The following is a 24,711-nucleotide window of genomic DNA, read 5'->3' on the forward strand; positions in this document are numbered from 1 at the left end:
GCCTCATGGGCGCGCCAGGTCACGACGCACCGTCTCCCGACACGCAACCGCTCCATCCATGGCGTCTAGTCGGCGATCCCCTCCGGCACCGCCTTCTTGATGGCAGGCGCCAGACTCACCAGCGGCGCCATGCCATCGCCGGTCCGCTGCTTCGGAATCGTCACCTCGACATACGCCTTGCGGAGTGTCGTGGTGAACCGGAACACCCCGCCGGCCCGCTGCTCCAGCAGCCATCCGACCCCGTTGACCTCGACCCCGTCGGCCTCCGGATCGGCCATCTTCGCAGGCCGCTCCACACCGCAGCGCAGTATGATCGCGGGGTCCCCCCAGCCAGCCGTCAGCGTGGAGGCGGGCTCGGGGTCACGCCGGGCGAGCCTGTCCACCTTCTTCGGCAACTCCTCGTCGAGGTTCCGGCACAGCTTCGCGACCGCCGCGCCCGGACTGGGAACCGTCGCCGACGGGGCATCGTCTGCTGATGAGCAGCCCGCCGCCGCGATCATCACGAGAGCGAGCGCGGGCAGACCGAATGGCCGGTGACGGAAAAAGTTCACCGGCCAAGCCTAGACGGGGGCTACAGATGGACGACCGGGCAGGTCAGAGTACGCGTGATGCCCTCCACTTGCTGGACTCTCGCGACCACGAGCCGACCGAGTTCGTCGACCGTCTCCGCTTGTGCGCGCACGATGACGTCGTACGGTCCTGTCACATCCTCGGCCTGGATGACTCCAGGGATCTTGCTGATGATCTCGGCGACGGTCGACGCTTTGCCGACCTCCGTCTGGATCAGGATGTACGCCTGTACCACGGAACCTCCAGGGCGGCCACGAGGATCATGTGGGGAAAAGGAACGCCACGGTATCGCGTCGCCGCTCACCGCGGGGAGACCTGCGCGGACAGGGGCTTGCGCGCCAGGGTGCAGCCACGACAGAAGTTGACGGTCACCTCGACCGTATCCAGGACGACGGTGACGCGCGAGCGGGCACGGCAAGGCAGAGAAGGGGCGTAAGGGCAATGAAGGGCACTGTTGGTGAGCTGGGGGAGTTCGGGCTCATCAGGGAGCTCACCTCCCGTCTCACCACCACTCCGGCGGTCCGGATCGGTCCCGGCGACGACGCCGCGGTGGTCGCCGCGCCCGACCGCAGGGTCGTGGCGAGCACCGACATCCTGCTGGAGGGCCGGCACTTCCGCCGCGACTGGTCCACGGCCTACGACGTGGGCCGCAAGGCGGCCGCGCAGAACCTCGCGGACATCGCCGCCATGGGCGCCGTGCCGACCGCGCTGCTGCTCGGCCTGGTCGTCCCCGCCGAACTCCCGGTGACCTGGCCCAGCGAGCTGATGGACGGCATCCGGGACGAGTGCCAGGTGGCCGGCGCCTCGGTGGTCGGCGGCGACGTGGTCCGCGGCGACACGATCATGGTCTCCATCACCGCGCTCGGCGATCTGCGCAACCAGGAGCCGGTCACCCGGGGCGGCGCCCAGCCCGGCGACCTGGTGGCCGTCACCGGCTGGCTGGGCTGGTCCGCGGCCGGCTACGCGGTGCTCTCCCGCGGCTTCCGCTCGCCGCGTGCCTTCGTGGAGGCGCACCGCCGCCCCGAGCCGCCGTACCACGCGGGTCCGGCCGCCGCGGGCCTCGGCGCTACCGCGATGTGCGACGTCAGCGACGGGCTGATCGCCGACCTCGGACACATCGCGGAGGCCAGCAAGGTGCGGATCGACATCCGCTCCGGCGCGATCGACGTCCCCTCCCAGATGAACGACATCGGACAGGCCGTCGGCGTCGACCCGATCCAGTGGGTGCTGACCGGCGGCGAGGACCACGCGATCGTGGCGACCTTCCCGCCGGACGTGAAGCTGCCCGCCCGCTGGAAGGTGATCGGCGAGGTCCTCAACCCGTCCGCGCTGCCCCAGGTGACCGTCGACGGGGCGCCCTGGACCGGCACGGGCGGCTGGGACCACTTCGGGGACATCGAGTCATGAGCCTGCCGCGGGTGCTGACGGTCGCGGGCTCCGACTCCGGTGGCGGGGCCGGGATCCAGGCCGACCTGAAGACGATGCTGGCGCTGGGCGTACACGGCATGAGCGTGATCACGGCGGTCACCGCGCAGAACTCCGTCGGTGTACAGGGTGCCTGGGAGCTGCCGGTGGCGGCGGTGCGGGCCCAGTACCGCAGCGTGGTCGACGACATCGGCGTGGACGCGGTGAAGACCGGGATGCTCGCTTCGGCCGAACTCGTCGAGACGGTCGCGGAGTTGATCGCCGGCACCGACGCGCCCGTGGTCGTCGACCCGGTGGGCGTCTCCAAGCACGGCGACTCCCTGCTCGCCGCCTCCGCCCTGGACTCGGTCCGCACCAGGCTCCTCCCGCTGGCCACCGTGGCCACCCCCAACCTGGACGAGGTGGCCCAACTCACCGGTCTGAAGGTCGAGTCGGAGACGGAGCTGCGCCGGGCCGCGGCGGCCGTGCTGTCGTACGGGCCGAAGTGGGTGCTGATCAAGGGCGGGCATCTGCCGGGTGAGGCCGTGGACCTGCTCACGGACGGCACCGACGAGTTCCGGCTGCGCGCCCCCCGCCACGACAACCGGCACACGCACGGCACGGGCTGCACCCTCGCGTCCGCGATCGCGTCGCAGCTCGCGAAGGGGCGGTCCGTGCCGGAGGCGGTGGCGGCGGCCAAGGAGTACGTCACGGGGGCGATCGCGGCCGGGTTCGCGCTCGGCGCCGGGATCGGGCCGGTGGACCACGGCTGGGCCCTGAGCCGGGGCCCTCAGTAGGGGTACTCCCGGAGTTTGATGCCGGTGGCCGCCTTCTCCGTCAGCTTCTTGAAGAAGCGGGCCAGCGGGCGGGAGCCGAGCACCCGGTACATGCGGTCCCGGCTGCGGATGCGCCGTTCGGTGGGCGGGGCGAAGAACGGGCCCGCGTTCCCGGAGATCTTCTGGCAGCCCTTGGCGAAGTCCCGGATCCGGGTCTCGTACTCGGCGAGGGCGGTGCGGTGGTCGCCGCCCGCGAGGGCGAGCTCACCGGCGAGGACATAGGCACCGACGACCGCCACACCGGTCCCCATCCCGCCCATGGTCGCCCCGTACCCGGCGTCCCCGAGCAGCGCCACCCGCCCCTCGACCAGGCGGTCGACGTGGATCTGGGCGATCGCGTCGAAGTACAGGTCGTCGGCCTCTTCGAGGGCCTTGAGCAGGGTCGGACCCTCCCAGCCCAGGCCGGCGAAACGCTCCGCGACGATCCGCTTCTGCGCCGCGACGTCCCGGCGGTCGTACGACAGCTCCTCGGACCGGAAGACCAGCAGCGCGCCCGCGCGGTCCGGGTCGCCGTCGTAGTTGCCGACGACGGCCGCGCGGCCGGGTTCGCTGTAGACCCGGCCGGTGCGGTCCAGGCCGAGGTGGTTGGGGACGTCGAAGCCGGCCACGTAGTGGTCGAAGAAGCGCAGGTAGCGTGACTCGTCGCCGAAGACCAGCCGGCGGGTGTTGGAGTGCAGGCCGTCCGCGCCGACGACCAGGTCGAAGCGGCGGGGCGCGCCGTGCTCGAAGGTGACGTCGACGCCGTCGGCGTCCTGGGCGAGGGAGGCGATCGAGTCGCCGAAGACGTACTCGACGTCGTCCCTGGTGCGCTCGTACATGAGCTGCGCGAGGTCGCCGCGGCGGATCTCCACGTCACCGCTCATCAGCTCGGCGGGCAGGTCCACGCGCGGGCTGCCGTCGGCGTCCACGACGGTCTGGCGGCCCATGTGGGTCTGGCGGGCGTGCACCTCGTCCCAGATGCCCATGGAGGTCAGGACCCTGCGGTGCACATGACCGCGGAAGTCGACCGCGAAGCCGCCGCCGCGCAGTTCCGGGGCCTTCTCGACGACGGTGACCCGGGCGCCGAGCCGGACGAGGTTCAGGGCGAGGGCGGGACCGGCGATGCTGGCGCCGGAGACCAGGACGCTGAGGTGGCTGAGGTTCTTCGGGGTGGGGTTCTTCGGTGTGGGGTTCTTCGTCATGCGATGAGCTTCGGCGGGGGCGCTGACCGTCCTCCTACCGTTCGCTGACCGCCGCTGACCGTTGCCGTAGGCCCTGGTCGAAGGCCTGGTCGTAGGCCTCGGGCGACAGCTTCGCGCGCACGTCCCGTTCGACGCGTACGACGTCCGGATCGGCCTCGGCGCGGGCGCCCCGCAGGGCCGTCCCCGCCCCCAGCAGCACGGCGGCCCGCTCGGCCGACTCGGCGACGGACGCCAACGCCCCGGCCGCGTCGGCGAGTTCCAGGGTGCCCGGACCCTCGACGGCGAGTCCGGCGGCCTGCCGGAACCAGTCGCGGGCCTCCTCGGCGTCCCCCTCGGCGGCGGCCGTGCGGCCGAACCCGATGAGGATACGGACCGTCTCGCCGACGCTGAACCAGTTGGCCGCGCACTCCCTGAGGGCGTTCTCGTAGTGCACGCGCGCGTGTGCCGTGTCCCCGGAGAGCCGGGCCGCGTCGCCGAGACCGCGCCGGGCGCCCGCCACCTTGTCGGGGAGCCCGGCACCGCGGGCGAGGGTCAGCGCCTGCTCGAAGTGGGCCTCGGCGCCCGCCGTGTCGCCCTGGTGCAGCAGCACGGTGCCCCGGGTGCGCAGCAGGTCGGCGGTCTCCTCGGGGGCCGCCAGCTCGCGCATGTACGCCAGCCCCTCGTCCAGCAGCTCCAGGGCGCGCCGCGAGTCCCCGCGCGCGTGGGCGGCCATGCCGAGCGGGTCGAGGCAGTTGGCCATCCCCCAGCGGTCGCCCGTGGCCCGGAACCCGTCCAGCCCCCGGGCGAAGCACTTCTCGGCCTCCCGGGGCCGGCCCGCGAGCAGGTCCCGGAAACCCAGGCCCACGTCGAGCAGCGCCCGCGCCCAGGGGTCGTCGCCGGCCAGGGCGAGGGCCTCTTCGTCGGTCGTCGGGCGGGGGCCGGCCGCGACCGACCACAGCATCAGGATGTACGGCAGCCGCAAGGGGCCCGCGCACCCGGCCATCAGCGCGTCCACGCGTGCGACGAGCTCGTCGTGGCCGTCCCGGCCGGCCGCGTGGTCGCCGTCGCCCAGGAGCACGTTGAGGGCACACAGCACGTACTCCTCCGTCAGCCCCGGCGGCGGCGCGTCCCCCACGGCGGCCAGCAGTGCGCGTGCCGACGTCACCTGTTCGCCGTGCAGCCCGCGCAGCCGCCAGAAACAGGACAGGACGGCCATCAGACGCAGGGCGTCCTCGGGGCCGTGGCGCACCAGATGGCGCAGGGCCGCGTCCAGGTTGCCGTGCTCGGCGGAGAGCCGTGCCAACCAGGGCAGCTGGCCGCCGCCGCGGAGCTTCGGCTCGGCCTCCTCGGCCAGCCGCAGGAAGTACCCGGCGTGCGCGTCCCGCAGACCGCCCGGGTCGGGCAGGTCCCCGGCGGCGAACGCGCGGATCGTCTCCAGCATCCGGTAGCGGCCCTCGGAGACCTCCAGGAACGACTTCTCCACCAGGGAGGCCAGCAGGTCCTCCGGGTACGGCAGCCCGCACACCGCCTCGACCGCCGCCAGCGTCGCGCCCCCGGAGAACACCGTCAGCCGCCGCGCCAGCTCCCGCTCCTCCGCGTCCAGCAGCTCCCAGCTCCACTCGACCACCGCGCGCAGGGTGCGGTGTCGGGGCGCCTTGGAGCGGTCGCCGCGCGAGAGGACCCGGAACCGGTCGTCCAGGCGGTCGGCGAGTTCGTCGGGGGTGAGGGTGCGCAGCCGGGCCGCCGCCAGTTCGATGGCCAGCGGCAGCCCGTCCAGGGCGGCGCAGATGTGCGGCACGCGCGCGTGGCCGTCGAAACCGGGGCGCACGGCGCGGGCCCGGTCCAGGAAGAGCCGCTCCGCCGGTTCCGGCGGCAGCGGGGGCACCGGGACCAGGATCTCGCCGGTGATGTTCAGGGACTCCCGGCTGGTGGCGAGGATCCGCATGCCCGGGCAGGAGGCGAGGAGCAGGGCGGCGACCGAGGCGGCCGCGTCGACCAGGTGCTCGCAGTTGTCGAGGACGAGCAGCAGCTCGCGCTCCTCCAGGGCGGCCAGCAGACGGTCCGTGATGTCGGCGACGGGGCTGCGCAGGCCCTCGCGGACACCGAGGGCGGTGAGGACGGCGTACGGGATCTGCGAGCCGTCACCCAGCGGCGCCAGCTCGACGAAACACACACCGCCGCCTCTACGCGCGGCTTCGCTCTTGTTCGCCGCCTCGAGTGCCAGCCGGGTCTTGCCCGCACCGCCGGGGCCGGTGAGTGTGACCAGGCGGGCGCCGGTCAGGAGGCCGGCGATCCGGGCGAGCTCGGGCTCGCGGCCGACGAACCGGGTGAGCTGGACCGGGAGCCTGGGCCGCTCGGGCTCCGCGCCCCTGAGCAGCTCCAGGTGGAGCGCGGACAGCTCCGGCGAGGGATCGGCGCCCAGCTGGTCGGCGAGGGCGCGACGGGCCTCCTCGAACACCGTGAGCGCCTCGGCGGGCCGCCCGCTCGCGTGCAGGGCCCGCATCAGCTGCCCGTACAGCCGCTCGCTCAGCGGATGGGCGGCCAGCAGCGCCCGCAGCTCCGGCACCAGCCCGGACCCGCCGCCGAGCGCCAGCTCCGCCTCGACGCGGTCCTGTACGGCGGCCAGCCGCAGCTCTTCGAGGCGGGCGGCCTCGGCGTACGCGTCCGGGAGGTCGGGCAGCGCGGATCCGCGCCACAGGGCGAGCGCCTCCCGGAGCCGGGCCGCCGCGTTCTGGTGGTCGCCGGCCCTCAGGGCGGCGCGTCCGGCCGCGGACCAGATTTCGAACCGATGCACGTCCACGGTGTCGGGGGCGACGGCGACCCGGTATCCGGTGGCGGTGGCCTCGATCTCGGTGTGCGGTGCCAGGCGCCTGCGCAGCCGGGAGATCTGGGACTGGAGGGCGTTGGCGGCCCCGGCGGGCGGCTCCTTGCCGTACAGGCCGTCGGTGAGGCGCTGGGCCGAGACCGCGCGGCCGGCGTCCAGGAGCAGCAGGGTGAGCAGCGCGCGGGGGCGGGGGCCGCCGGGGTCGACTGGGGTGCCGTCGTCGGTGCGTATGTCCAGGGGGCCGAGGATGCCGAAGCGCATGCGCTCAGCTTGGCAGGGCCAGGTCTGCCGGGGTTCCCGTTTTCGGGCAAGGCAAAAAGCCGGCCCACCCTCAGGTGGACCGGCTCAGTGCGGCGAACCGGCTGTTGCCGCGCGCTGGCAGCAGTGCGTCAGCGCGAGACCTTGCCGGCCTTGATGCACGAGGTGCAGGCGTTCACGCGCTTCGGCGTCCCGCCGACCACGGTACGCACACGCTGGATGTTCGGGTTCCAGCGACGGGACGTACGGCGGTGCGAGTGCGAGATGTTGTTGCCGAAGCCCGGCCCCTTGCCGCAGACGTCGCAGTTGGCAGCCACGGGTCACTCCAAAGACTTCAGATGCACTTACGGTTGAATCCCGGCTTGCCGGGATCGAGATCCAGGTATCTGAGATCTTGAGTGGCGTTGCCAGGGGTAATGGCCCGATCGGATCGGGCAACCGGAGCAGCATACAACGGCCGCGACGGTTAGACGAAACTAGCATGGCAGCTCAGGGGCCGGCTCCCGGCCCACTTCCGGTGGGCACCCTTGCGGGGTCTACGCTGCGACCACGTCGGGCCAGCTCAAGGAGGCGCAGGTGGCGCAGGTGCCGCAGACATTCTTCGATGCTCTCGCGGTACGCACCTGGTGCGGTCTCGCGCTCGGGGCGGTCGGCCGGGCGCGCGAGGAGATCGACGCGATCAACGTCTACCCGGTGGCCGACGGTGACACGGGCACGAACCTCTATCTGACGGTGGAGTCGGCCGCCGGCGCCGTGGAGGCCGTCTTCGCCGGTTACGAGCTGGGCGAAGAGGTCCCGACCCTGGCCGACGCCGTCCGCGCGATGGCGCACGGCGCCCTGATAGGCGCGCGCGGCAACTCCGGCACGATCCTGGCGCAGCTGCTGCGCGGCATGGCCCATGTCGTCACCGAGGGTGAGGCGACTCACATCGACGCGGAGAGGCTGCGGCGCGCCCTGCGGCACGCGGCCGACGCCGCCCGCGGGGCCGTGGCCCACCCCGTCGAGGGCACCGTGCTGTCGGTCGCGACGGCAGCGGCCGACGCCGCCGACGCGGCCGACGCCGCCGACGCGGCCGACGCCGCCGACGCGGCCGTCGCGGCCGACGGCGACTGCGGGGTGATCGCCAGGGCCGCCTACGAGGGCGCGTGCAAGGCGCTCGCGGAGACCCCGGGACAGCTGGCCGCACTGGAGCGGGCCGGAGTGGTCGACGCGGGCGGGCGAGGCCTGGTGGAGGTGCTCGGGGCGCTGGTGGAGGCGTTCACGGGGGAGACGCCGACGGCTTTCGACGCGAACGCGTACGGCGCGCTCCCGATCGTCCACGCGCGCGTGGACGCCGTTTCCGACGCCCGCGCCGACGCCTGCGCCGAGTCGGCCGGGGGCCCCGCCTTCGAGGTCATCTACCTCCTGGAGGCCGGGGACGCCGCCGTGGACCGGCTGCGGGCCCGGCTCGACGCCCTCGGCGACTCCCTGGTGGTGGTCGGCGGCGACGGCCTGTGGAACGTCCATGTGCACGTCGACGACGCCGGCGCCGCCGTGGAGGCGGGCGTCGAGGCGGGACGGCCGTACCGGATCCGGATCACGCACTTCGGCGCGGGGGACGTGCACACCGGCGCGGAGCCGCCGCGCGAGCGGGTGCAGCGGGCCGTGGTGGCCGTCGTGCCGGGGGAGGGTCTGGTCGGGCTGTACAGCGAGTCCGGCGCGACCACCGTGCTCGCGCGCCCCGGGGAGCCGCCCGCCAGCGGGGAGCTGGTGGACGCCGTACGACGGGCCCACGCGCGCGAGGTGGTGCTGCTGCCCAACGACGCCGACCTGCGGCACACGGCGGCCGCGGCGGCCGAGCAGGTCCGCGCGGAGGGCATCCGGGTCGCCCTCATCCCGACCCGCTCGGCGGTCCAGGGCATCGCCGCGCTCGCGGTGCACCAGCCCGACCGCCGCTTCGACGAGGACGTCGTCCAGATGACCTCGGCGGCCGGCGCCACCCGCTACGCCGAGGTCGTGGTCGCGGAACGGCAGTCCTGGACCATGGCCGGCATCTGCCAGGCCGGGGACGTGCTGGGCCTCATCGACGGTGACGTGGCGGTGATCGGCTCGGACGTGACGGCGACCGCCGAGACCGTCCTCGACCGTATGCTCCAGGCCGGCGGCGAGCTGGTCACCCTCGTGCTCGGCGACGAGGCGCCCGAGGGCGTCACCGAACGCCTGGAGGCACGGGTGCGCGAGGCGTACCTCGCCGTCGACACGGTGGTCTACAACGGCGGCCGGCAGGGGGCCCCGCTCCTCATCGGCGTCGAGTGAGCCCCCCGCGCACGCCTCTTCACGCCTCCGTGGGCTCCAGCAGCTGCCGTGCCTCCGCCCGCCGGGCCCGGACCGTGTCGTCGTCCGGGTCGGCGCCCTCGTAGGCGTCCAGCACCGCACGCGCGCGTGCCGCCGCGTCGGCCGGCCTGCTCAGGTCGGCCTCCAGCCAGCCCGCCGCGAGTTCGGCGCCGGTACGGCTGTGCAGCCCGTCCTCGCCCAGCTCGGCGAAGACGGTGATCGCGGCCGTCATCTCGGCCAGTGCCGCCTCGAACGCGTCCTGGATCGCCGCGTCCTCCGCGTCCTCGGGCACGGACCGGGCCAGCAGATCCCCGAACTGCCGGTGGGTGTGCCCGAGTTCACCGGTGAGCCGCTCCCGGGCCGCCGGGTCGGCGGGCGTGGGGAGCCCCGCCAGCGCCGCCTCGCACTCCGCCACCGCGGCCGCCATCAGCCGCCGCGCGCCCGCCATCCCGGTCTCCGTACGCAGCGCCAGCCACGCGCGGGCCCGCAGCGAGCGGACCAGGAAGTGCACATTGCCCATCGCCCGCCACAACTCGCCCGCGCGTGTGTACGCCCGGTCCGCCTCGGCGGCCAGCCCCGCGTTGCCCAGCGACTCCGCGGCCAGGTGCGCGAGGGTGGCGTGGTCGTGCTGCTCGGGCCAGTGCCGGGCGATCTCGGCCGCCTGCAGCCGCCGTTCGGCCGCCGCGTGGTGCTCGCCGAGCTCGCTCAGACAGTCCCCGAGCCACCACTGGGTCTGGACGACCGCGCCGTCGCCGTGCGTCTCGGCGCTCAGGTCGGCCAGCGCCGACTCCAGCACCTCGGCGGCCTCCGCGAACCGCCCCTGCCGCAGCAGGAAGCCGCCCAGCTGGTGCCGCGCCCAGGCGCCCAGGGTGCCGCTCTCCCCGGCCTCGTCGGCCCAGTGCGCGGCCTCCAGGGCGTGTTCGGCGGCCTCCTCGGCCGCGCCCCGGCCGCCGAGCACCTCGGCCAGCTGGAGATGCAGCTGGGCCCGCCCGACCGGCTCCACATACGGCCCGCCGTGCTCCAGAGCCGCGCGCAGCGCCCGCTCCGCCTCGGCCGGGTCGCCCTGCTCATGGGCGAGCGCGGCCACCCGCACCTCGTACTCCACCGCGAACCACGGCAGCTCCGCGCCGACGAACTGCGCCGACGCCTGCCGGAACAGCTCGCCCGCCCGCTCCCCGTCGCCGGCGTGCTCGGCCAGTTCGGCGAGCATCGCCCGCCCCTCGGCCGCCCGGGACACCAGCCGGACATCGGACCCACCGCGCCCGCCGACGAGCGCCAGCAGCTCCCGTACGGCCTGCTCGGCGTCGGCTGCGCCCTCCGACCGCTCGTGCACCCACCGCATCAGGATCCGCGCCCGGCTCATCAGCACGGACGCCGTCTGCCGTACGCCGGTGGCGTCGTCGGCGTACAGCGCGAGGATCCGGTCGTACGGCTCGCCGATCGCCGCCGTCGCCTCGTCCAGTTCCCCGGACAGCGCGCGGACGTAGGCCGCACGCGCGCCTGCCGCGATCGCCTCGCCCTCGTCGCCGGCCTCCGCGTACAGCTCGGCCGCCCGCTCGAACAGCTCGACGCCCGCCGGGCCGCGGCCCATCGCCGTGTGGTCGGCGATCTCCGCGCGGACGTAGGTGTCCACCTCGGTGCTCTCGGCGGCCTCCGCGACCGCCGCCCAGGCCTCCAGGGCGTGCGGCTGGAGCGTGTCCGACAGCCGGCGCGCCTCGGTGAGCAGCGCGGGCAGCGACGGCCGCTCCGGCGCGGGCGCCCGCACCACCGGCGCGACCGGCCCGGCGGGCGCCGTCCGCACCGCCCGCACGCCCAGCGGCAGCCGGTCCACCAGCGGCCGCTGGGCCATCCGCTCGCGCAGCTGGTCGCCGACATAGGAGGTGCCGTTGCGGGCGTCGAACCGCGCGGCCAGCTCCAGGGCCTCCGCGCGCGCGTGCACGGCGAGTTCCCCGGCGCTCCACGCCCGCCCGGCGGGGCCCGGCACCCGCTGCTCACCGAGGCCCAGCTCGGTCAGCCGCTCCATCAGCAGCGTCACCACCGCCAGGAAGTCCATCCGGCTGCGCGGCTGCCCGGTGTCCGTGAAGTAGGCGGGACGTTCCGCCAGCAGTTCGAGACCGCGCGCCTCGTTGCCGGTCAGCGCGCAGAACTCCACATGGTCCGCGTACGCGCCGCGCATGCTCTCCATGGGGCGGACCAGCCGGAAGCCGCGCAGATGGTGGGCGCGGGCCTCGTCGACCCGGCCGAGCCGCAGCAGCGGGGTCAGGGAGGAGGCGAGGACCGTGTGCGGCTCGTGGGCGCAGCTGTACTCGCCCTCCAGGACCGGCCGCCACAGCTCCAGGGCCTCGGCGTCCCGGCCGTTGCGCAGCTGCCAGCCGCCCTGCCCGTGCAGCTCGCACGCGTGGCAGTCGGCCATCCGGTCCCGGTCCGCCGCCAGCCAGGCCGTGTAGGCCCGCTCCGCGCGCGTGAAGTCGCCGATGTGCCCGGCGACACTGAACTCGGCGCTGCGCACCGCCCGCTCGGAGTGCCCGGCGAGCCGGTAGCGGTGCTCCATCTCGCCCAGCCACTTCTCGATCGAGGCGAGCGGGACGTGCGGCTGGTCGAGCATTCCGGCCGACATCCACTTGAAGACCCAGTACAGGGAGTGCGTCTCGTACTCGTCGAAGTCCCCGGGACGCTCGTCCCACAGGCGCAGCAGCCGCGCGAAGGGGACGAACATCTTGTCCTTCTCGGAGCTGTAGTTGTAGACCTTCAGCTGGTGCCCGAGCGCCTCGATCACGGCGAGCGGGATGTTCAGCTTCTCGGCCTCCGCGAGCAGCTGCTCCGCGCGCGCGTTACGGGCGGGACCCTCCGGCTCCTCGGAGTTCTCGGCCATCGCGCGGCGCAGCGAGTCGAAGTCCGCGATCCCGCCGGTTTCGGCCATCAGCGGTCACCCTCCCCATGAGTGGCCCACTCCAGGAGGCCGATGAACGAGCGGTTGATCAGCACCGAGTCGGCGGGCCGCAGCGGGCGCTGGGCCATCAGCAGCGCCTGCCCGTAGAGCGATTCGCTCGCGGTGCCGATCAGCTCCGGGTCCGTCAGGGCACTGATCCGCCGGATCAGCGGGTTGAGATGGTTGAGCACCAGACGCGCCCGGGGCGCGCTGCCGCGCAGCGAGCCCAGGATGCCCGCCCACAGGTCGTCGGCCTGTTCCTCGGCCTGAGCGCGGGCCTGCTCGTGCCGCGCGGCCCGGTCGTCCAGGTGCAGCGCGGGCACGGAGAGCGGGTGGAAGGCGCGCAGGACGACATCGCAGCCCAGCGGGTCCAGCTTCGCCCGCGCGGCCGCGAGGAAGCCCGCCAGCGCCAGCTCCTCCGCCGGATCCACCGCGTCCAGATGCGCGGTCACGGTGTCCGCGTCCAGCTCCGCGACCACCGTCCCGGGCCGCACCGACGGCAGCGCCTCGACCAGCTCGCTGTCGTACGTGTAACCGCCGTTGATCACCCCGACGCCCTGCGCGGAGGCGATCGGCGCGACCTGCCGGTACTCCTCGACCGTCCGCGTGAAGTGCACCACCGGGTGGCGCTGCGCGAACTCCTCCAGGGACAGCTGCCCGTCGGTGGTCTCGAAGGGGAGCCACGGCAGCATCGTGCGCAGCATCTCCGGGTCGTGCCGGGCCAGCGACTTCACCCCCAGGTGGTGCACGGCCAGGAACGCCGAAAGCCGTTCCGGATCACCGGCGGCCAGCCCGGTCAGCCAGGACCGAATCCTTTCGCCGAGCGCCTCCCGTACGGCGGCCAGCGTCTCGTCCTCGTACAGCGACTCGCGCGAGGCGGTCGGCCGCAGACTGTCCGTGTCCAGCACGCAGCGCACGAAGAACGCCCAGTCCGGCAGCAGCTGTTCGGCCCGCTCGGTGAGCAGCATGCCCTTGAGGTGCACGCGATGGGTGGCCCGCTGGGCGGGACTCACCGCCGACGGCAGCACGTACGCCACCCCCCGGATCCCGGCCACCGGCACGTCCAGGGCGATCGAGTCCAGCGGCGCGAACCCGAACAGCTCCTGACAGTGCCGGGCCAGCGCCACCCGGCGGGTGCCGGGGGAGGGGTACGGCCGGTCCCAGGGCGCGGGCAGGTCGGTGACCGCCTCGTCGCCCACCCGGACGTCGTAGGGCAGCAGCGAACCGAAGTCCCGCGCCAGCGCGAGGACCCGCCGCTCGTCCAGCCACTCCGCGGCCCCCGCCCGTGCCACCAGATGCACGGTGGTGCCGGGCTCGGGCCGTGCTTCGGGCGCCAACGTCCTTACGGTGTACGACCCGTCGTCGCGGGCCGTCCACTCCACGGGTGGCGCGTCCGGCGTGCGGGCGCTGCGGCTGACCACCCGGATCCGCTCGGCGACCACGAAGCAGGCCAGCAGTCCGATGCCGAACTGGCCCAGGAAGTCGGAGCGGGCCTCCTGCAGCCCGTCCGCCCGCTTGGAGCTGCGCCCGATGGTCGCGAGCAGACTGTGCACGTCCGACTCGGTGAGCCCGACGCCGCTGTCCTCCACCCGAAGGGCACTGCCGTCGGCGTAGAGCCGCACCCGCGCCGGGGCGTCGGGCTGTTCGGCCCGTCTGGCGGTGATGGCGTCCACCGCGTTCTGCAGCAGCTCGCGCAGGTAGACCTTGGGGCTGGAGTACAGGTGGTGGGAGAGCAGGTCCACCAGACCACGCAGGTCGACCTGGAACGTATGAGGTGGCTGTGATGCCTGGGATGACTGTGAGGTCTGGGAGTCCATCGTCGCTACGCCGGAGGGGGGAGAAGACGTGGTCGGCGCGGGGTCGGGCGGTCCCTGGTGGGGTGGTGACCGCGGAAGGATGGCCGGAGCGCGCCATCCTATGACTCAAAACGGCCGTCTGACCAGGGGTTTCCCGAGACATATACGGCATTGTCAGTGGCGTGGTGTGCAATGGATCTCGTGCCCGCACTGGAAGAACCACTGAAGAAGGTGCTCGGCCCAGCCACCGCGAAGGTGATGGCCGAGCATCTCGGCCTGCACACGGTCGGCGATCTCCTGCACCACTACCCCCGCAGATACGAGGAGCGCGGCCAGCTCACCCACCTCGCCGACCTGCCCATGGACGAACACGTGACGGTGGTCGCCATGGTGGCCGACGCGCGCCTGCACACGTTCGCCTCCTCCAAGGCGCCGCGCGGCAAGGGCCAGCGGCTGGAGGTCACGATCACCGACGGCAGCGGCCGCCTCCAACTGGTCTTCTTCGGCAACGGCGTGCACAAGCCCCACAAGGAACTCCTGCCGGGCACGCGCGCGATGTTCGCCGGCAAGGCCTCGGTCTTCAACCGCCGCCTCCAACTGGCCCACCCGGCCTACGAACTGCTCCGCGGCGAGGACCCGGCCGAATCGGTGGAGACCTGGGCCGGAGCCCTGATCCCGCTCTACCCGGCCACCGCCAAGCTGGAGTCCTGGAAGATCGGCAAGGCGATCCAGACGGTGCTGCCGAGCGTCCAGGAGGCCCTGGACCCCCTTCCGCCCGCCCTCCGCGAGGGCCGCGGTCTGGTCTCCCTCCCCGAGGCCCTGCTCAAGATCCACCGCCCGCACACGAAGGCGGACATCGCGCAGGCCCGCGACCGCCTCAAGTGGGACGAGGCCTTCGTCCTCCAGGTCGCCCTGGCCCGCCGCCGCCACACCGACGCCCAACTCCCGGCGGTGGCCCGCAGACCCAGCCCCGACGGCCTTCTCACGGCCTTCGACGACCGTCTCCCGTTCACCCTCACGGACGGCCAGCAGAAGGTCTCGAAGGAGATCTTCGACGACCTGGCCACCGAGCACCCGATGCACCGCCTCCTGCAGGGCGAGGTCGGCAGCGGAAAGACGCTGGTGGCCCTGCGCGCCATGCTCGCGGTGGTCGACGCGGGCGGCCAGGCGGCCATGCTCGCGCCCACCGAGGTGCTGGCCCAGCAGCACCACCGCTCGATCACCGAGATGATGGGCGAGCTGGCGGAAGGCGGCATGCTGGGCGGCGCCGAGCACGCCACCAAGGTCGTCCTGCTCACCGGCTCGATGGGCACGGCCGCCCGCCGCCAGGCGATGCTCGACCTCGTCACCGGGGACGCCGGCCTGGTGATCGGCACCCACGCCCTGATCGAGGACAAGGTCCAGTTCCACGACCTGGGCCTGGTGGTGGTGGACGAACAGCACCGCTTCGGCGTGGAACAGCGCGACGCCCTGCGCGGCAAGGGCAAGCAGCCGCCCCATCTCCTCGTCATGACCGCGACCCCCATCCCGCGCACGGTCGCCATGACGGTCTTCGGCGACCTGGAGACCTCGGTCCTGGACCAGCTGCCGGCCGGCCGCTCCCCGATCGCCACGCATGTCGTCCCCGCCGCCGACAAGCCCCACTTCCTGGCCCGCGCCTGGGAACGGGTCCGCGAGGAAGTCGGGAACGGCCACCAGGCGTACGTCGTCTGCCCCCGCATCGGAGACGAGGAGGAGGACCCGAAGAAGGCGAAGAAGACGGCCGAGGACGAAGCCGAGAAGCGCCCTCCGCTGGCCGTCCTGGACGTCGCCGACCACCTCGCCAAGGGCCCGCTCAGCGGCCTGCGGGTAGAGGTCCTGCACGGCAGGATGCACCCGGACGACAAGGACGCGGTGATGCGCCGCTTCACGGCCGGCGACACGGACGTCCTGGTCGCCACCACGGTCATCGAGGTCGGCGTGAACGTCCCCAACGCCACCGCCATGGTGATCATGGACGCCGACCGCTTCGGCGTCTCCCAGCTGCACCAGCTGCGCGGCCGAGTGGGCCGCGGCTCCGCCGCCGGCCTCTGCCTCCTGGTCACGGAGATGCCCGAGGCGAGCCCGGCCCGCCAGCGCCTGACGGCTGTCGCCTCGACCCTGGACGGCTTCGAGCTCTCCCGCATCGACCTCGAACAGCGCAGAGAGGGCGACGTCCTGGGCCAGGCCCAGTCGGGAGCCCGCTCCAGCCTCCGCGTCCTGGCGGTGATCGAGGACGAGGAGATCATCGCGGAGGCGCGGGAGGAGGCGACGGCCCTGGTGGCGAGAGACCCTGAGCTGACCGACCTTCCGGGGCTGCGAACGGCCCTGGACGCCCTCCTGGACGAGGAGAGGGAGCAGTTCCTGGAAAAGGGCTAGAGGTGACCGACTCAGGGGCGCGGGGCCCTGTCGATATGCGGCTCCGCCGCGCGAGCGCGACCAGCCGCGGCGGACCCGCGGCCGCCGTCACAGACCAGGCACCCACCCCTGCAGGCCTGCCAGACTGAACCCGTAGAGCCGCCCACGAAGAAGGACCCCCCATGACCCGCGTGATCGCCGGCCAGGCAGGCGGACGGCGCCTCTCCGTACCGCCCGGCACAGGCACCCGCCCCACTTCGGACCGCGCGCGCGAGGGCCTGTTCTCCACCTGGCAGTCCCTCCTCGGCGCCCCCCTGGACGGCGAACGCGTCCTCGATCTCTACGCCGGTTCGGGAGCCGTGGGCCTGGAAGCCCTCTCCCGGGGCGCCGGCCACACCCTCCTCGTCGAGGCCGACCCCAGAGCCGCCCGCGTCGTACGGGAGAACGTGAAGAACCTGGGCCTGCCCGGCGCCGAGGTGCGGGCGGGCAAAGCGGAACAGATCATCCAAACTCCGGCGCCCGCGCAGCCTTACGACATCGTCTTCCTTGACCCCCCGTACGCCGTCTCGGACGACGATCTTCGGGAGATTCTCCTCACACTCCACTCGGGGGGCTGGCTAGCGCCGGAGGCGCTCGTCACCGTGGAGCGCAGCACCAGAGGCGGCGACTTCCGCTGGCCGACCGGCTTCGAGGCCCTCCGGTCCCGTCGCTACGGCGAGGGAACGTTTTGGTACGGTCGCGCCGCCTCTACGTGCGAAGACGCACGATGACCGGACCGGAGAGCGAGGGATCACAAGTGCGCCGCGCCGTCTGTCCCGGGTCGTTCGACCCGATCACCAACGGACACCTCGACATCATTGCCCGTGCGTCCCGTCTCTACGACGAGGTCTACGTCGCCGTGATGATCAACAAGTCCAAGAAGGGCCTGTTCGAGATCGATGAGCGGATCGACCTGATCCGCCAGGTCACCGCCGACTACGGAAACGTCCGCGTCGAGGCGTTCCACGGCCTCCTCGTCGACTTCTGCAAGCAGCGTGAGATCCCCGCCATCGTCAAGGGCCTGCGAGCCGTCAGCGACTTCGACTACGAGCTGCAGATGGCCCAGATGAACATCGGTCTGTCGGGCGTGGAGACGCTCTTCGTGCCGACCAACCCCACCTACAGCTTCCTCTCGTCCTCCCTGGTCAAGGAGGTCGCCCAGTGGGGCGGGGACGTGTCGCACCTGGTTCCGGCGGCCGTTTTCGAGGCCCTCAACAAGCGTATTCACCGGGACTGATGGGACTACAGTCGTCCCGTCGGTCTCCAACACGGCTGTAGAGAGTGGCGAGCGCAGGGTGGACGTACAGAACAAGCTCGACGAGATCGTGGCCACGGTCTCCGGTGCCCGGGCCATGCCCATGTCGGCATCGTGCGTGATCAACCGGGCCGACCTGCTCGCGATGCTCGAAGACCTGCGCCAGGCACTGCCCGGCTCCCTCGCCCAGGCCCAGGAGCTGATCGGCGACCGTGAACAGATGGTCGAGCAGGCGCGCATGGAGGCCGAGCGGATCATCGAGACCGCGCACGCCGAGCGCGGCTCGCTGATCTCCGACACCGAGGTGGCCCGCCGCTCCCAGGCCGAGGCCGACCGGATCCTCGGCGAGGCCCGCCGGGAGGCGGAGGAGGTCCGCGCCGACGCCGACGACTACGTCGACTCCAAGCTCGCCAACTTCGAGGTCGTCCTCACCAAGACCCTCGGCTCGGTCGGCCGTGGCCGCGAGAAGCTCCTCGGCACCGGCCCCGGCCTGGACGAGCAGGGCTACGAGGACGAGGACGCCCCCGAGCGCAGCCACGACCCCGAGACCCTGCGCCGGGACGCCGACGCCTACGTCGACGTCAAGCTCGGCGCCTTCGAGGCGGTCCTCGCCAAGACCCTGGAGGCCGTCGGCAAGGGCCGCGCCAAGCTGCACGGCCGGATCGCCTCCGACGCCCTCGGCGCCCTGGCCGACGACAACACGACCTTCCAGCACTCCAGCGACGCCGACTACCTCGCCGACCTCGCGGCCCTCGCCGACCAGGACGCGCAGGCCGCCCAGGCCGCGCAGGCCGAGCAGCCCGCCGTCGCCCAGCAGCAGCCGCAGTACGACCAGCAGCCGGTGCAGCAGCCCGTGGCGCAGGATCCGTACGGCTATCCGCAGCAGCAGGACCCCTACGGCGGCTACCCCCAGCAGCAGCCCGCCTACGCCCAGCAGGACCCCTACGGCTACCAGCAGGCCGACCCCTACGCCTACCAGGGCTACGACACCGGTCAGCAGCCCGTCTACGACCCCCAGCAGCAGCCGGCCCAGCACCAGTCGTACGCCCTCGACGAGACCAGTCTCTTCGACACCGGCATGATCACGCCGGAGCAGCTGAGGGCGTACGAGCAGGGCCGGGGCCTGTAGCCAACCGGCCGAAGGCCAGCGGATTGGGCCGACAGCGAAAGGTCCAGTATCCTGGCTCTTCGGTCGCGTCTACGTCCGCGATCACCGCTGCCCCGGAGAAGTCTTCCGGACGGCGTCCCTCTGAACTCGAAGATCGAAAGCAGGAATGGCTCCTCACGCACGCCTCGACCACCGCAACCCGTTCGTGTTCGACACACACGAGCTGGGGCGGCGTCCTGGCGCGCTGCAGCGCCTGACCCGCACGATCGACGCCCCCGAGGACTTCGGTATCAAGGGGGTCATCGGAGTGCCGGAAGGCGCCCCGGTGGAGCTCGACCTCCGGCTCGAGTCGGTCATGGAAGGGGTGCTCGTCACAGGCACCGCCCGTGCACAGGCCGAGGGGGAGTGCGTAAGGTGTCTGGAGCCGGTCGAGCAGGAGCTCGAAGCGGATTTCCAGGAACTGTTCTCGTACCCTGACGCCGACGACCGGGGCCGCGTGATCGCGGAACCGGGCGACGACGCCGAGGACGACGAGGACAGGTACTTCATCGAGGACGGCTTGTTCGACCTCGAACCAGTGCTGCGTGATGCGGTGGTGCTCGCACTGCCGATGCAGCCGGTGTGCCAGGACGACTGCGCAGGGCTGTGCTCCGAGTGCGGAGCCCGCCTCGCGGACGACCCGGACCACCAGCACGACGCCGTCGACATCCGTTGGGCGGCTTTGCAGGGACTCGCCGGTTCCACCAAGGACGGCGAGAAGGACGAGATGAGCGGCGCTGACGCGGAAGCGGGCGTCGACGAGAAGCAGGAGAAGTAGCCGTGGCTGTTCCGAAGCGGAAGATGTCGCGCAGCAACACGCGCCACCGCCGGTCGCAGTGGAAGGCTGCGGTCCCCACCCTGGTTGCGTGCGAGCGCTGCCACGAGCCCAAGCTGCAGCACATCGCGTGCCCGTCTTGCGGCACCTACAACAAGCGCCAGGTCCTCGAAGTCTGAGCGGCCAGGTGAGAGGCACTGTGTCCAGTCCCAAGAAGGCGGAAGACGCCAAGGCGGACCCAACCGCCAAGAAGAAAACGGACAACACGGCCTCGTCCCACACGCTTCTGGAAGGGCGGCTCGGCTACAAGCTCGAGTCCGCCCTTCTGGTGCGTGCTCTGACCCACCGTTCCTACGCGTACGAGAACGGCGGCCTGCCGACGAACGAGCGGCTGGAGTTCCTCGGTGACTCCGTCCTCGGCCTCGTCGTCACGGACACGCTGTACAAGACCCACCCGGATCTGCCCGAGGGCCAGTTGGCCAAGCTCAGGGCAGCGGTGGTGAACTCTCGTGCGCTCGCGGAAGTGGGTCGCGGTCTCGACCTGGGTTCCTTCATCCGGCTCGGCCGCGGTGAAGAGGGCACGGGCGGCCGGGACAAGGCGTCCATCCTCGCCGACACCCTGGAAGCGGTGATCGGCGCGGTCTATCTCGATCAGGGCCTCGACTCGGCGTCCGAGCTGGTGCACCGGCTCTTCGACCCGCTGATCGACAGGTCCTCGAACCTCGGAGCCGGCCTGGACTGGAAGACCAGTCTCCAGGAGCTCACCGCGACGGAGGGCCTCGGCGTGCCCGAGTACCTGGTCACGGAGACCGGCCCCGATCACGAGAAGACCTTCACTGCTGCCGCCCGCGTCGGAGGCGTCTCGTACGGCACCGGCACCGGCCGCAGCAAGAAGGAGGCGGAACAGCAGGCCGCCGAGTCCGCCTGGCGCGCCATCCGCGCCGCCGCGGACGAGCGAGCCAAGGCAGCCAAGACGGCAGCAGCGGCTGCCGAACAGGCCGCCGCGACCGAGGAGGACGACGGTTCGTCGTCCGCCGCCTCCGCCTGAAGAACAGCGCGACGATCCGAGCGCCCGGTCCCTTCCCAGGGCCGGGCGCTCGCATCGTCCAGGGTCCTGCACGGGAGACGCGATGCCCGAATTGCCCGAGGTCGAGGTCGTACGGCGTGGCCTGGAGCGATGGGTCGCCCATCGTGTCGTGGCCGAGACCGAAGTGCTGCACCCGCGTGCCGTGCGACGGCACCTCGCCGGTGCCGACGACTTCGCGCACCGGCTCAAGGGCCACCGCGTCGGCACCCCGAGCCGGCGCGGCAAGTACCTGTGGCTGCCGCTGGAGGACACCGACCAGTCGATCCTCGCCCACCTCGGCATGAGCGGTCAGTTGCTGGTGCAGCCGCACGAGGCGCCGGACGAGAAGCACCTCAGAATCCGCGTGAGGTTCGCCGACGGCCTTGGCACCGAACTCCGGTTCGTCGACCAACGCACCTTCGGTGGTCTGTCGTTGCACGACAACACCCTCGACGGGCTGCCGGACGTCATCGCGCACATCGCCCGCGACCCCCTCGACCCGCTGTTCGACGACGAGGCCTTCCACCAGGCGCTGCGCCGGAAGCGATCCACCATCAAGAGAGCGCTGCTCGACCAGTCGCTGATCAGCGGGGTCGGCAACATCTACGCGGACGAGGCGCTCTGGCGGGCCCGTCTCCACTACGAGCGCCCCACCGCCGGTTTCACCCGCCCGCGCACCGCCGAACTCCTCGGCCATGTACGGGATGTGATGAACGCGGCCCTGGCCGTCGGCGGCACCAGCTTCGACAGCCTCTACGTCAACGTCAACGGCGAGTCGGGGTACTTCGACCGCTCACTGGACGCGTACGGCAGGGAGGGGCTGCCCTGCCGCCGGTGCGGCACGCCGATGCGCAGGCGGCCCTGGATGAACCGGTCCAGCTACTTCTGCCCGAAGTGTCAGCGGGCGCCGCGCGTCGCGTCGTAGCGTTCGCGGGCGGCCAGCACCTCGTCCATCCGGCTCTCCACGAAGTGGACGACGGACAGCAGGCGGTCGGCGACCTCGCGGCCGAGCGGGGTGAGTTCGTAGTCGACCCGCGGCGGGTTGGTCGGCTGGGCCTCGCGGTGCACCAGGCCGTCGCGCTCCAGCGCCTGGAGGGTCTGGGAGAGCATCTTCTCGCTGACGCCGTCCACGCGCCGGCGCAGCTCGTTGAACCGGAACGACCCCTCGTGCAGCGCGCTCAGCGTCAGCCCGCCCCAGCGGCCCATGACGTGTTCGAGCGTGGTGCGCGAGGGACAGGCCCGGGCGAAGGCGTCGTACGGAGGACGCGTCTCCTCGGGACGGTCCTGGGTGCTGATCGTCATGCGTCAAGCGTAAGCGAGCACAGCGCTAACCAACAGGGTGCGCTAACTGTCGGTTAGCGCACCCTGGAGTGGTCGCGGTGTGCCTTTGCTGCACTTCATCACTGAACAGCGGTTCGGGCAGTGGCTGCCGTTTTCGAGTGTCTGGTCAGGATGCACGAGTTCATGTCGTCGGGATCCCCTACGGTCAGAGCCACCAGCAAGCGCCCCTTGTCCCGGTAAAGGTCGAACGGGGTGTGTTCGTCCTCTATGGCCACATCGAGTTGCTGCCCATCGTCGGACTCGTTGATTTCCCAGGTGCCATCCCCGGTGACTCTCTGCGTGACCTTGCCGTTGAGTTGCATCTCGGTAGGGATGCCGGTGGCGGACGCCGATCCGTCCGGATTCAAGGTCAACGTGGTGTCACACTTCCGGGCGTGCCAGGTGCCTATGAGCTGAGACTCGTGGACGTTCTTCGCATGCGGATATCCGCCCCATCCGACGCACGCGGAGACCGACAGCGCCACCGGGGCCGAAATCAGCGCCCACTTCCCTACTCGGCTGCTCATCGCCCGCCCCCTTCGTACTGGTGGCCTGATCCTAGGGCTCTGGCGAACCGTGGCAGCATGCGGCCTGCCTGCGACGACGCGGACGATGGGCGGAGGCTCAGCGCTGGAGCGCGCCACTGTACGAACGACCTGGACGCCATGGGCCGCGTCCGCTCGGTTCCGCCACCTGATGCCGTCGAGCGGAACTCGCACCCGGGCCGCCGTGGACCGTGTCTTTCCGAAGGGTGCGGCGGACGGCCCGGAGCCGGCCCAGGGCGATTCCTAGGCCGCTGACCTGCGGTTGTCTCAGTAGCCGAAGTCCTGTGTCCACCAGGGGCCGCCGGAACCGAAGTGCACCCCGACCCCGAGGGTCTTGAAGTCGCAGTTCAGTATGTTGGCGCGGTGGCCCTCGCTGTTCATCCAGGCGTCCATGACGGCCTGGGCGGTGGTCTGGCCCCGGGCTATGTTCTCGCCGCCGAGGTTGGATATGCCGGCGGCCGCGGCCCGGTCCCACGGTGTCTTGCCGTCCGGGTCGGTGTGGTCGAAGAAGTCCCGCGCGGCCATGTCCTCGCTGAACGCCTCGGCCAGGTTGGTCAGGGACGAGTTCACGGACAGCGCGCTGCAGCCGACCTTGGCCCGCTCCTCGTTCACCAACTTGAGCACCTCGGCCTCGGCGGCGGCCGCCTCGGACACGCTGACCGGCGCGGCGGTCTTCACCGGCGCCTTGGTGGCCGTCCTGGTGGGCGTGGCCGTGGCCTTCTTGGACGGCGTGGCGCTGGGCGTGGGCTTCTCGGACGCCGTCTTGCTCGGCGCGGGCGACGAGGAGGCGGCGGCCGGGGCGGAGGCGGCGGCCGTCTCCGTGGGCGAGCCGGAGCGCTGGGTGTCCCGGCTGGTCGATGAGCCGGTGTCCCGGCTCTCGGCGCTGCCGGAGGTGCCGCCCTGCTCGGCGGCCGTGTTGCTGGGAGCCCCGTCGGCCTGCACCCGGTCGCCGCCGGTGGTGCTGGTGTTGCCGCCGAGCTTGTAGTTCTGCAGGCCCGGCACCAGGCCGGTGGCCACCGCGACGGTGCCGATGGCGACGGCGGCCGAGACGCCGAGCAGACCCGTGCGCATGGGCCGTGCGTCCTTCTTCTTGCGCCGGTGCCCGCTGCCGCCCGCCGGGGAGCCGCCGATGACCGGGGCGAACTCCTGGGTGGAGAAGACGGCCGTGTCGTCGGCCCGGGCGTAGTCCTCTTCGTTCGCGTACAGGTAGGCGGAGCTGCGCGCGTTGGCGTCTGCGTAGGCCTCCTGGTGCAGGTAGGCCGCGGTGCCCGTCCCGAAGCGGAGGCCCGCGTACGAGTCCTGCGGGTCATGGCCGCCTGTGTACGGGCCGTCGTCCTCGGTGACCCCCGTGGCGCGGCTCGTGGCGGCGCGGCCGGCGGCGGAGCGTCGGTGGCGTCCCATGTCCTTGCCCTCTTCCCTCGTCCTCGCAGTCGCGGTCGACCAGGGGCCGGTGTGGCCAATGACTCCTTCTGGTCAACCAGGCTCACTCGATCGAGTGAGTTTCAGATGAGATTCATTGGGTGGGGACGGTACCGCATGGCGGTGGAGGCGGAAGTGTTCCGAGTGACATTGGCCGGTTAGGTTGCACTCATGAGCGAGGATGTGCGACTGGTCGCCTGGGTCCGTGGACGTGTGCAGGGGGTGGGTTTCCGCTGGTTCACGCGGGCCAAGGCCCTGGAGATCGGCGGCCTGAGTGGCTTTGCTCTCAATTTGGGCGACGGGCGCGTGCAGGTGGTCGCGGAGGGCTCCCGGACGGGCTGCGAAGGCCTGCTCGACTGGCTCCAGGGCGATGACACGCCCGGGCGGGTTGAGGGTGTCACCGAGATCTGGGACACACCTCGCGGCGGTTACGACGGCTTCGCCATCCGCTGACCCGTCGTGCGAAGAACCGCAGGCAGAAGCGGAGCGAACTGCCACCGGCATGTGCCCAAAGCAGGAATGGCCTGGTGGTTGCCAAGAATCGCTTGTCGTGGCAGGCTCCGCGGATAAGGATGATCGCCCCACTCCGAGGGCCCCGCTGGAGTCGCAGCGCCGCCGGTCCTGAGCCGCGCGCGCCCGGGTTCGCCCGCCAATACAGGGCGTGATCGTGTTGACCGTC

The 24,711-nt window shown here is 72.1% G+C and carries 22 protein-coding genes; 12 read left to right on the top strand and 10 right to left on the bottom strand.

The window, feature by feature from the left end:
- Positions 1–65: 65 nt before the first annotated feature.
- Entirely contained in the window at positions 66–551 is a 486-nt protein-coding gene (locus ABZ642_RS18855; RefSeq protein ID WP_360484783.1) for a DUF3515 domain-containing protein, read from the bottom strand.
- Positions 552–571: 20 nt separating this feature from the next.
- On the bottom strand, positions 572–805 hold the full coding sequence (locus ABZ642_RS18860) for an Lrp/AsnC ligand binding domain-containing protein (protein WP_352219363.1): 234 nt from the start codon (positions 803–805) through the stop codon (positions 572–574).
- 206 nt (positions 806–1,011) lie between these two features.
- On the opposite strand from ABZ642_RS18860, the gene ABZ642_RS18865 reads away from it, so the two are divergent.
- Positions 1,012–1,977: a thiamine-phosphate kinase gene (locus ABZ642_RS18865; RefSeq protein ID WP_360484786.1), complete on the top strand. Its 966-nt coding sequence runs from the start codon at positions 1,012–1,014 to the stop codon at positions 1,975–1,977.
- Complete coding sequence (thiD, locus tag ABZ642_RS18870; protein ID WP_360484789.1) at positions 1,974–2,771, top strand: bifunctional hydroxymethylpyrimidine kinase/phosphomethylpyrimidine kinase; 798 nt, start codon at positions 1,974–1,976, stop codon at positions 2,769–2,771. Before ABZ642_RS18865 ends, thiD begins: the two co-directional genes overlap by 4 nt.
- Here the strand turns inward: thiD and ABZ642_RS18875 are convergent.
- From ABZ642_RS18875 to rpmB, 3 genes are all read right to left on the bottom strand, one after another.
- The gene (locus ABZ642_RS18875) at positions 2,765–3,991 is read right to left on the bottom strand and encodes an FAD-dependent monooxygenase (RefSeq protein WP_360484792.1); all 1,227 of its coding nucleotides are present in this window, start codon (positions 3,989–3,991) and stop codon (positions 2,765–2,767) included. The genes thiD and ABZ642_RS18875 overlap by 7 nt on opposite strands.
- A 34-nt stretch (positions 3,992–4,025) precedes the next feature.
- A complete protein-coding gene (locus ABZ642_RS18880) occupies positions 4,026–7,055 on the bottom strand; it encodes a BTAD domain-containing putative transcriptional regulator (RefSeq protein WP_360484795.1) in 3,030 nt (1,009 codons plus the stop codon).
- Between the two features lie 128 nt (positions 7,056–7,183).
- Positions 7,184–7,369, bottom strand: a complete 186-nt coding sequence (rpmB, locus tag ABZ642_RS18885; RefSeq protein WP_003993230.1) for a 50S ribosomal protein L28 — start codon at positions 7,367–7,369, stop codon at positions 7,184–7,186.
- A gap of 259 nt (positions 7,370–7,628) precedes the next feature.
- Between rpmB and ABZ642_RS18890 the strand changes: the two genes are divergently transcribed.
- Positions 7,629–9,347 (top strand): DAK2 domain-containing protein, encoded by a 1,719-nt coding sequence (locus tag ABZ642_RS18890; RefSeq protein ID WP_360484798.1) that lies wholly within the window; start codon positions 7,629–7,631, stop codon positions 9,345–9,347.
- 19 nt (positions 9,348–9,366) lie between these two features.
- Here ABZ642_RS18890 and ABZ642_RS18895 read toward each other — a convergent pair whose 3' ends face one another.
- Positions 9,367–12,285 (bottom strand): tetratricopeptide repeat protein, encoded by a 2,919-nt coding sequence (locus tag ABZ642_RS18895; RefSeq protein ID WP_360484801.1) that lies wholly within the window; start codon positions 12,283–12,285, stop codon positions 9,367–9,369.
- Positions 12,285–14,111 (bottom strand): HSP90 family protein, encoded by a 1,827-nt coding sequence (locus ABZ642_RS18900; protein WP_360484804.1) that lies wholly within the window; start codon positions 14,109–14,111, stop codon positions 12,285–12,287. The genes ABZ642_RS18895 and ABZ642_RS18900 overlap by 1 nt, the downstream gene beginning before the upstream one ends.
- A gap of 171 nt (positions 14,112–14,282) precedes the next feature.
- On the opposite strand from ABZ642_RS18900, the gene recG reads away from it, so the two are divergent.
- From recG to mutM, 8 genes are all read left to right on the top strand, one after another.
- Positions 14,283–16,487 (top strand): ATP-dependent DNA helicase RecG, encoded by a 2,205-nt coding sequence (gene recG / locus ABZ642_RS18905; RefSeq protein ID WP_360484807.1) that lies wholly within the window; start codon positions 14,283–14,285, stop codon positions 16,485–16,487.
- A 161-nt stretch (positions 16,488–16,648) separates the two neighbouring features.
- A complete protein-coding gene (gene rsmD / locus ABZ642_RS18910; protein ID WP_360484810.1) occupies positions 16,649–17,236 on the top strand; it encodes a 16S rRNA (guanine(966)-N(2))-methyltransferase RsmD in 588 nt (195 codons plus the stop codon).
- 26 nt (positions 17,237–17,262) lie between these two features.
- A complete protein-coding gene (coaD, locus tag ABZ642_RS18915) occupies positions 17,263–17,742 on the top strand; it encodes a pantetheine-phosphate adenylyltransferase (protein ID WP_360485183.1) in 480 nt (159 codons plus the stop codon).
- Positions 17,743–17,800: 58 nt separating this feature from the next.
- On the top strand, positions 17,801–18,889 hold the full coding sequence (locus ABZ642_RS18920) for an ATP synthase F0 subunit B (RefSeq protein WP_360484812.1): 1,089 nt from the start codon (positions 17,801–17,803) through the stop codon (positions 18,887–18,889).
- A 145-nt stretch (positions 18,890–19,034) separates the two neighbouring features.
- Positions 19,035–19,685 (top strand): YceD family protein, encoded by a 651-nt coding sequence (locus ABZ642_RS18925; RefSeq protein WP_360484815.1) that lies wholly within the window; start codon positions 19,035–19,037, stop codon positions 19,683–19,685.
- A gap of 2 nt (positions 19,686–19,687) precedes the next feature.
- Positions 19,688–19,861, top strand: a complete 174-nt coding sequence (gene rpmF, locus ABZ642_RS18930; RefSeq protein WP_007493396.1) for a 50S ribosomal protein L32 — start codon at positions 19,688–19,690, stop codon at positions 19,859–19,861.
- An 8-nt stretch (positions 19,862–19,869) separates the two neighbouring features.
- On the top strand, positions 19,870–20,730 hold the full coding sequence (gene rnc / locus ABZ642_RS18935; RefSeq protein WP_360484819.1) for a ribonuclease III: 861 nt from the start codon (positions 19,870–19,872) through the stop codon (positions 20,728–20,730).
- An 82-nt stretch (positions 20,731–20,812) separates the two neighbouring features.
- Positions 20,813–21,673, top strand: a complete 861-nt coding sequence (gene mutM, locus ABZ642_RS18940; RefSeq protein WP_360484822.1) for a bifunctional DNA-formamidopyrimidine glycosylase/DNA-(apurinic or apyrimidinic site) lyase — start codon at positions 20,813–20,815, stop codon at positions 21,671–21,673.
- On the opposite strand, the gene ABZ642_RS18945 is transcribed toward mutM, so the two are convergent.
- The 3 genes from ABZ642_RS18945 to ABZ642_RS18955 all read right to left on the bottom strand — a co-directional run bounded on the left by ABZ642_RS18945 (position 21,646) and on the right by ABZ642_RS18955 (position 24,014).
- Positions 21,646–22,050, bottom strand: a complete 405-nt coding sequence (locus ABZ642_RS18945; RefSeq protein ID WP_360484825.1) for a helix-turn-helix domain-containing protein — start codon at positions 22,048–22,050, stop codon at positions 21,646–21,648. The genes mutM and ABZ642_RS18945 overlap by 28 nt on opposite strands.
- Before the next feature lie 98 nt (positions 22,051–22,148).
- Complete coding sequence (locus ABZ642_RS18950; protein ID WP_360484828.1) at positions 22,149–22,595, bottom strand: hypothetical protein; 447 nt, start codon at positions 22,593–22,595, stop codon at positions 22,149–22,151.
- 285 nt (positions 22,596–22,880) lie between these two features.
- Positions 22,881–24,014, bottom strand: coding sequence for a CAP domain-containing protein (locus ABZ642_RS18955; protein WP_360484831.1), 1,134 nt, complete (start codon positions 24,012–24,014; stop codon positions 22,881–22,883).
- Between the two features lie 189 nt (positions 24,015–24,203).
- On the opposite strand from ABZ642_RS18955, the gene ABZ642_RS18960 reads away from it, so the two are divergent.
- Positions 24,204–24,485, top strand: a complete 282-nt coding sequence (locus ABZ642_RS18960) for an acylphosphatase (RefSeq protein ID WP_089098517.1) — start codon at positions 24,204–24,206, stop codon at positions 24,483–24,485.
- Positions 24,486–24,711 lie beyond the last annotated feature (226 nt).

Origin of the sequence: Streptomyces sp. NPDC007157 (assembly GCF_040634235.1) — a bacterium.
In the GTDB taxonomy this organism is placed as follows: Bacteria; Actinomycetota; Actinomycetes; order Streptomycetales; family Streptomycetaceae; genus Streptomyces.

Excerpts from the sequence above, each read along its gene's own strand:
- ABZ642_RS18950 (WP_360484828.1), bottom strand. The coding sequence starts at position 22,595 with ATGAGCAGCCGAGTAGGGAAGTGGGCGCTGATTTCGGCCCCGGTGGCG.
- ABZ642_RS18945 (WP_360484825.1), bottom strand. The coding sequence starts at position 22,050 with ATGACGATCAGCACCCAGGACCGTCCCGAGGAGACGCGTCCTCCGTAC.
- rsmD (WP_360484810.1), top strand. The coding sequence starts at position 16,649 with ATGACCCGCGTGATCGCCGGCCAGGCAGGCGGACGGCGCCTCTCCGTA.
- ABZ642_RS18925 (WP_360484815.1), top strand. The coding sequence starts at position 19,035 with ATGGCTCCTCACGCACGCCTCGACCACCGCAACCCGTTCGTGTTCGAC.
- thiD (WP_360484789.1), top strand. The coding sequence starts at position 1,974 with ATGAGCCTGCCGCGGGTGCTGACGGTCGCGGGCTCCGACTCCGGTGGC.
- mutM (WP_360484822.1), top strand. The coding sequence starts at position 20,813 with ATGCCCGAATTGCCCGAGGTCGAGGTCGTACGGCGTGGCCTGGAGCGA.
- ABZ642_RS18955 (WP_360484831.1), bottom strand. The coding sequence starts at position 24,014 with ATGGGACGCCACCGACGCTCCGCCGCCGGCCGCGCCGCCACGAGCCGC.
- ABZ642_RS18960 (WP_089098517.1), top strand. The coding sequence starts at position 24,204 with ATGAGCGAGGATGTGCGACTGGTCGCCTGGGTCCGTGGACGTGTGCAG.
- ABZ642_RS18900 (WP_360484804.1), bottom strand. The coding sequence starts at position 14,111 with ATGGACTCCCAGACCTCACAGTCATCCCAGGCATCACAGCCACCTCAT.
- recG (WP_360484807.1), top strand. The coding sequence starts at position 14,283 with ATGGATCTCGTGCCCGCACTGGAAGAACCACTGAAGAAGGTGCTCGGC.
- ABZ642_RS18880 (WP_360484795.1), bottom strand. The coding sequence starts at position 7,055 with ATGCGCTTCGGCATCCTCGGCCCCCTGGACATACGCACCGACGACGGC.
- ABZ642_RS18895 (WP_360484801.1), bottom strand. The coding sequence starts at position 12,285 with ATGGCCGAAACCGGCGGGATCGCGGACTTCGACTCGCTGCGCCGCGCG.
- ABZ642_RS18875 (WP_360484792.1), bottom strand. The coding sequence starts at position 3,991 with ATGACGAAGAACCCCACACCGAAGAACCCCACCCCGAAGAACCTCAGC.
- ABZ642_RS18865 (WP_360484786.1), top strand. The coding sequence starts at position 1,012 with ATGAAGGGCACTGTTGGTGAGCTGGGGGAGTTCGGGCTCATCAGGGAG.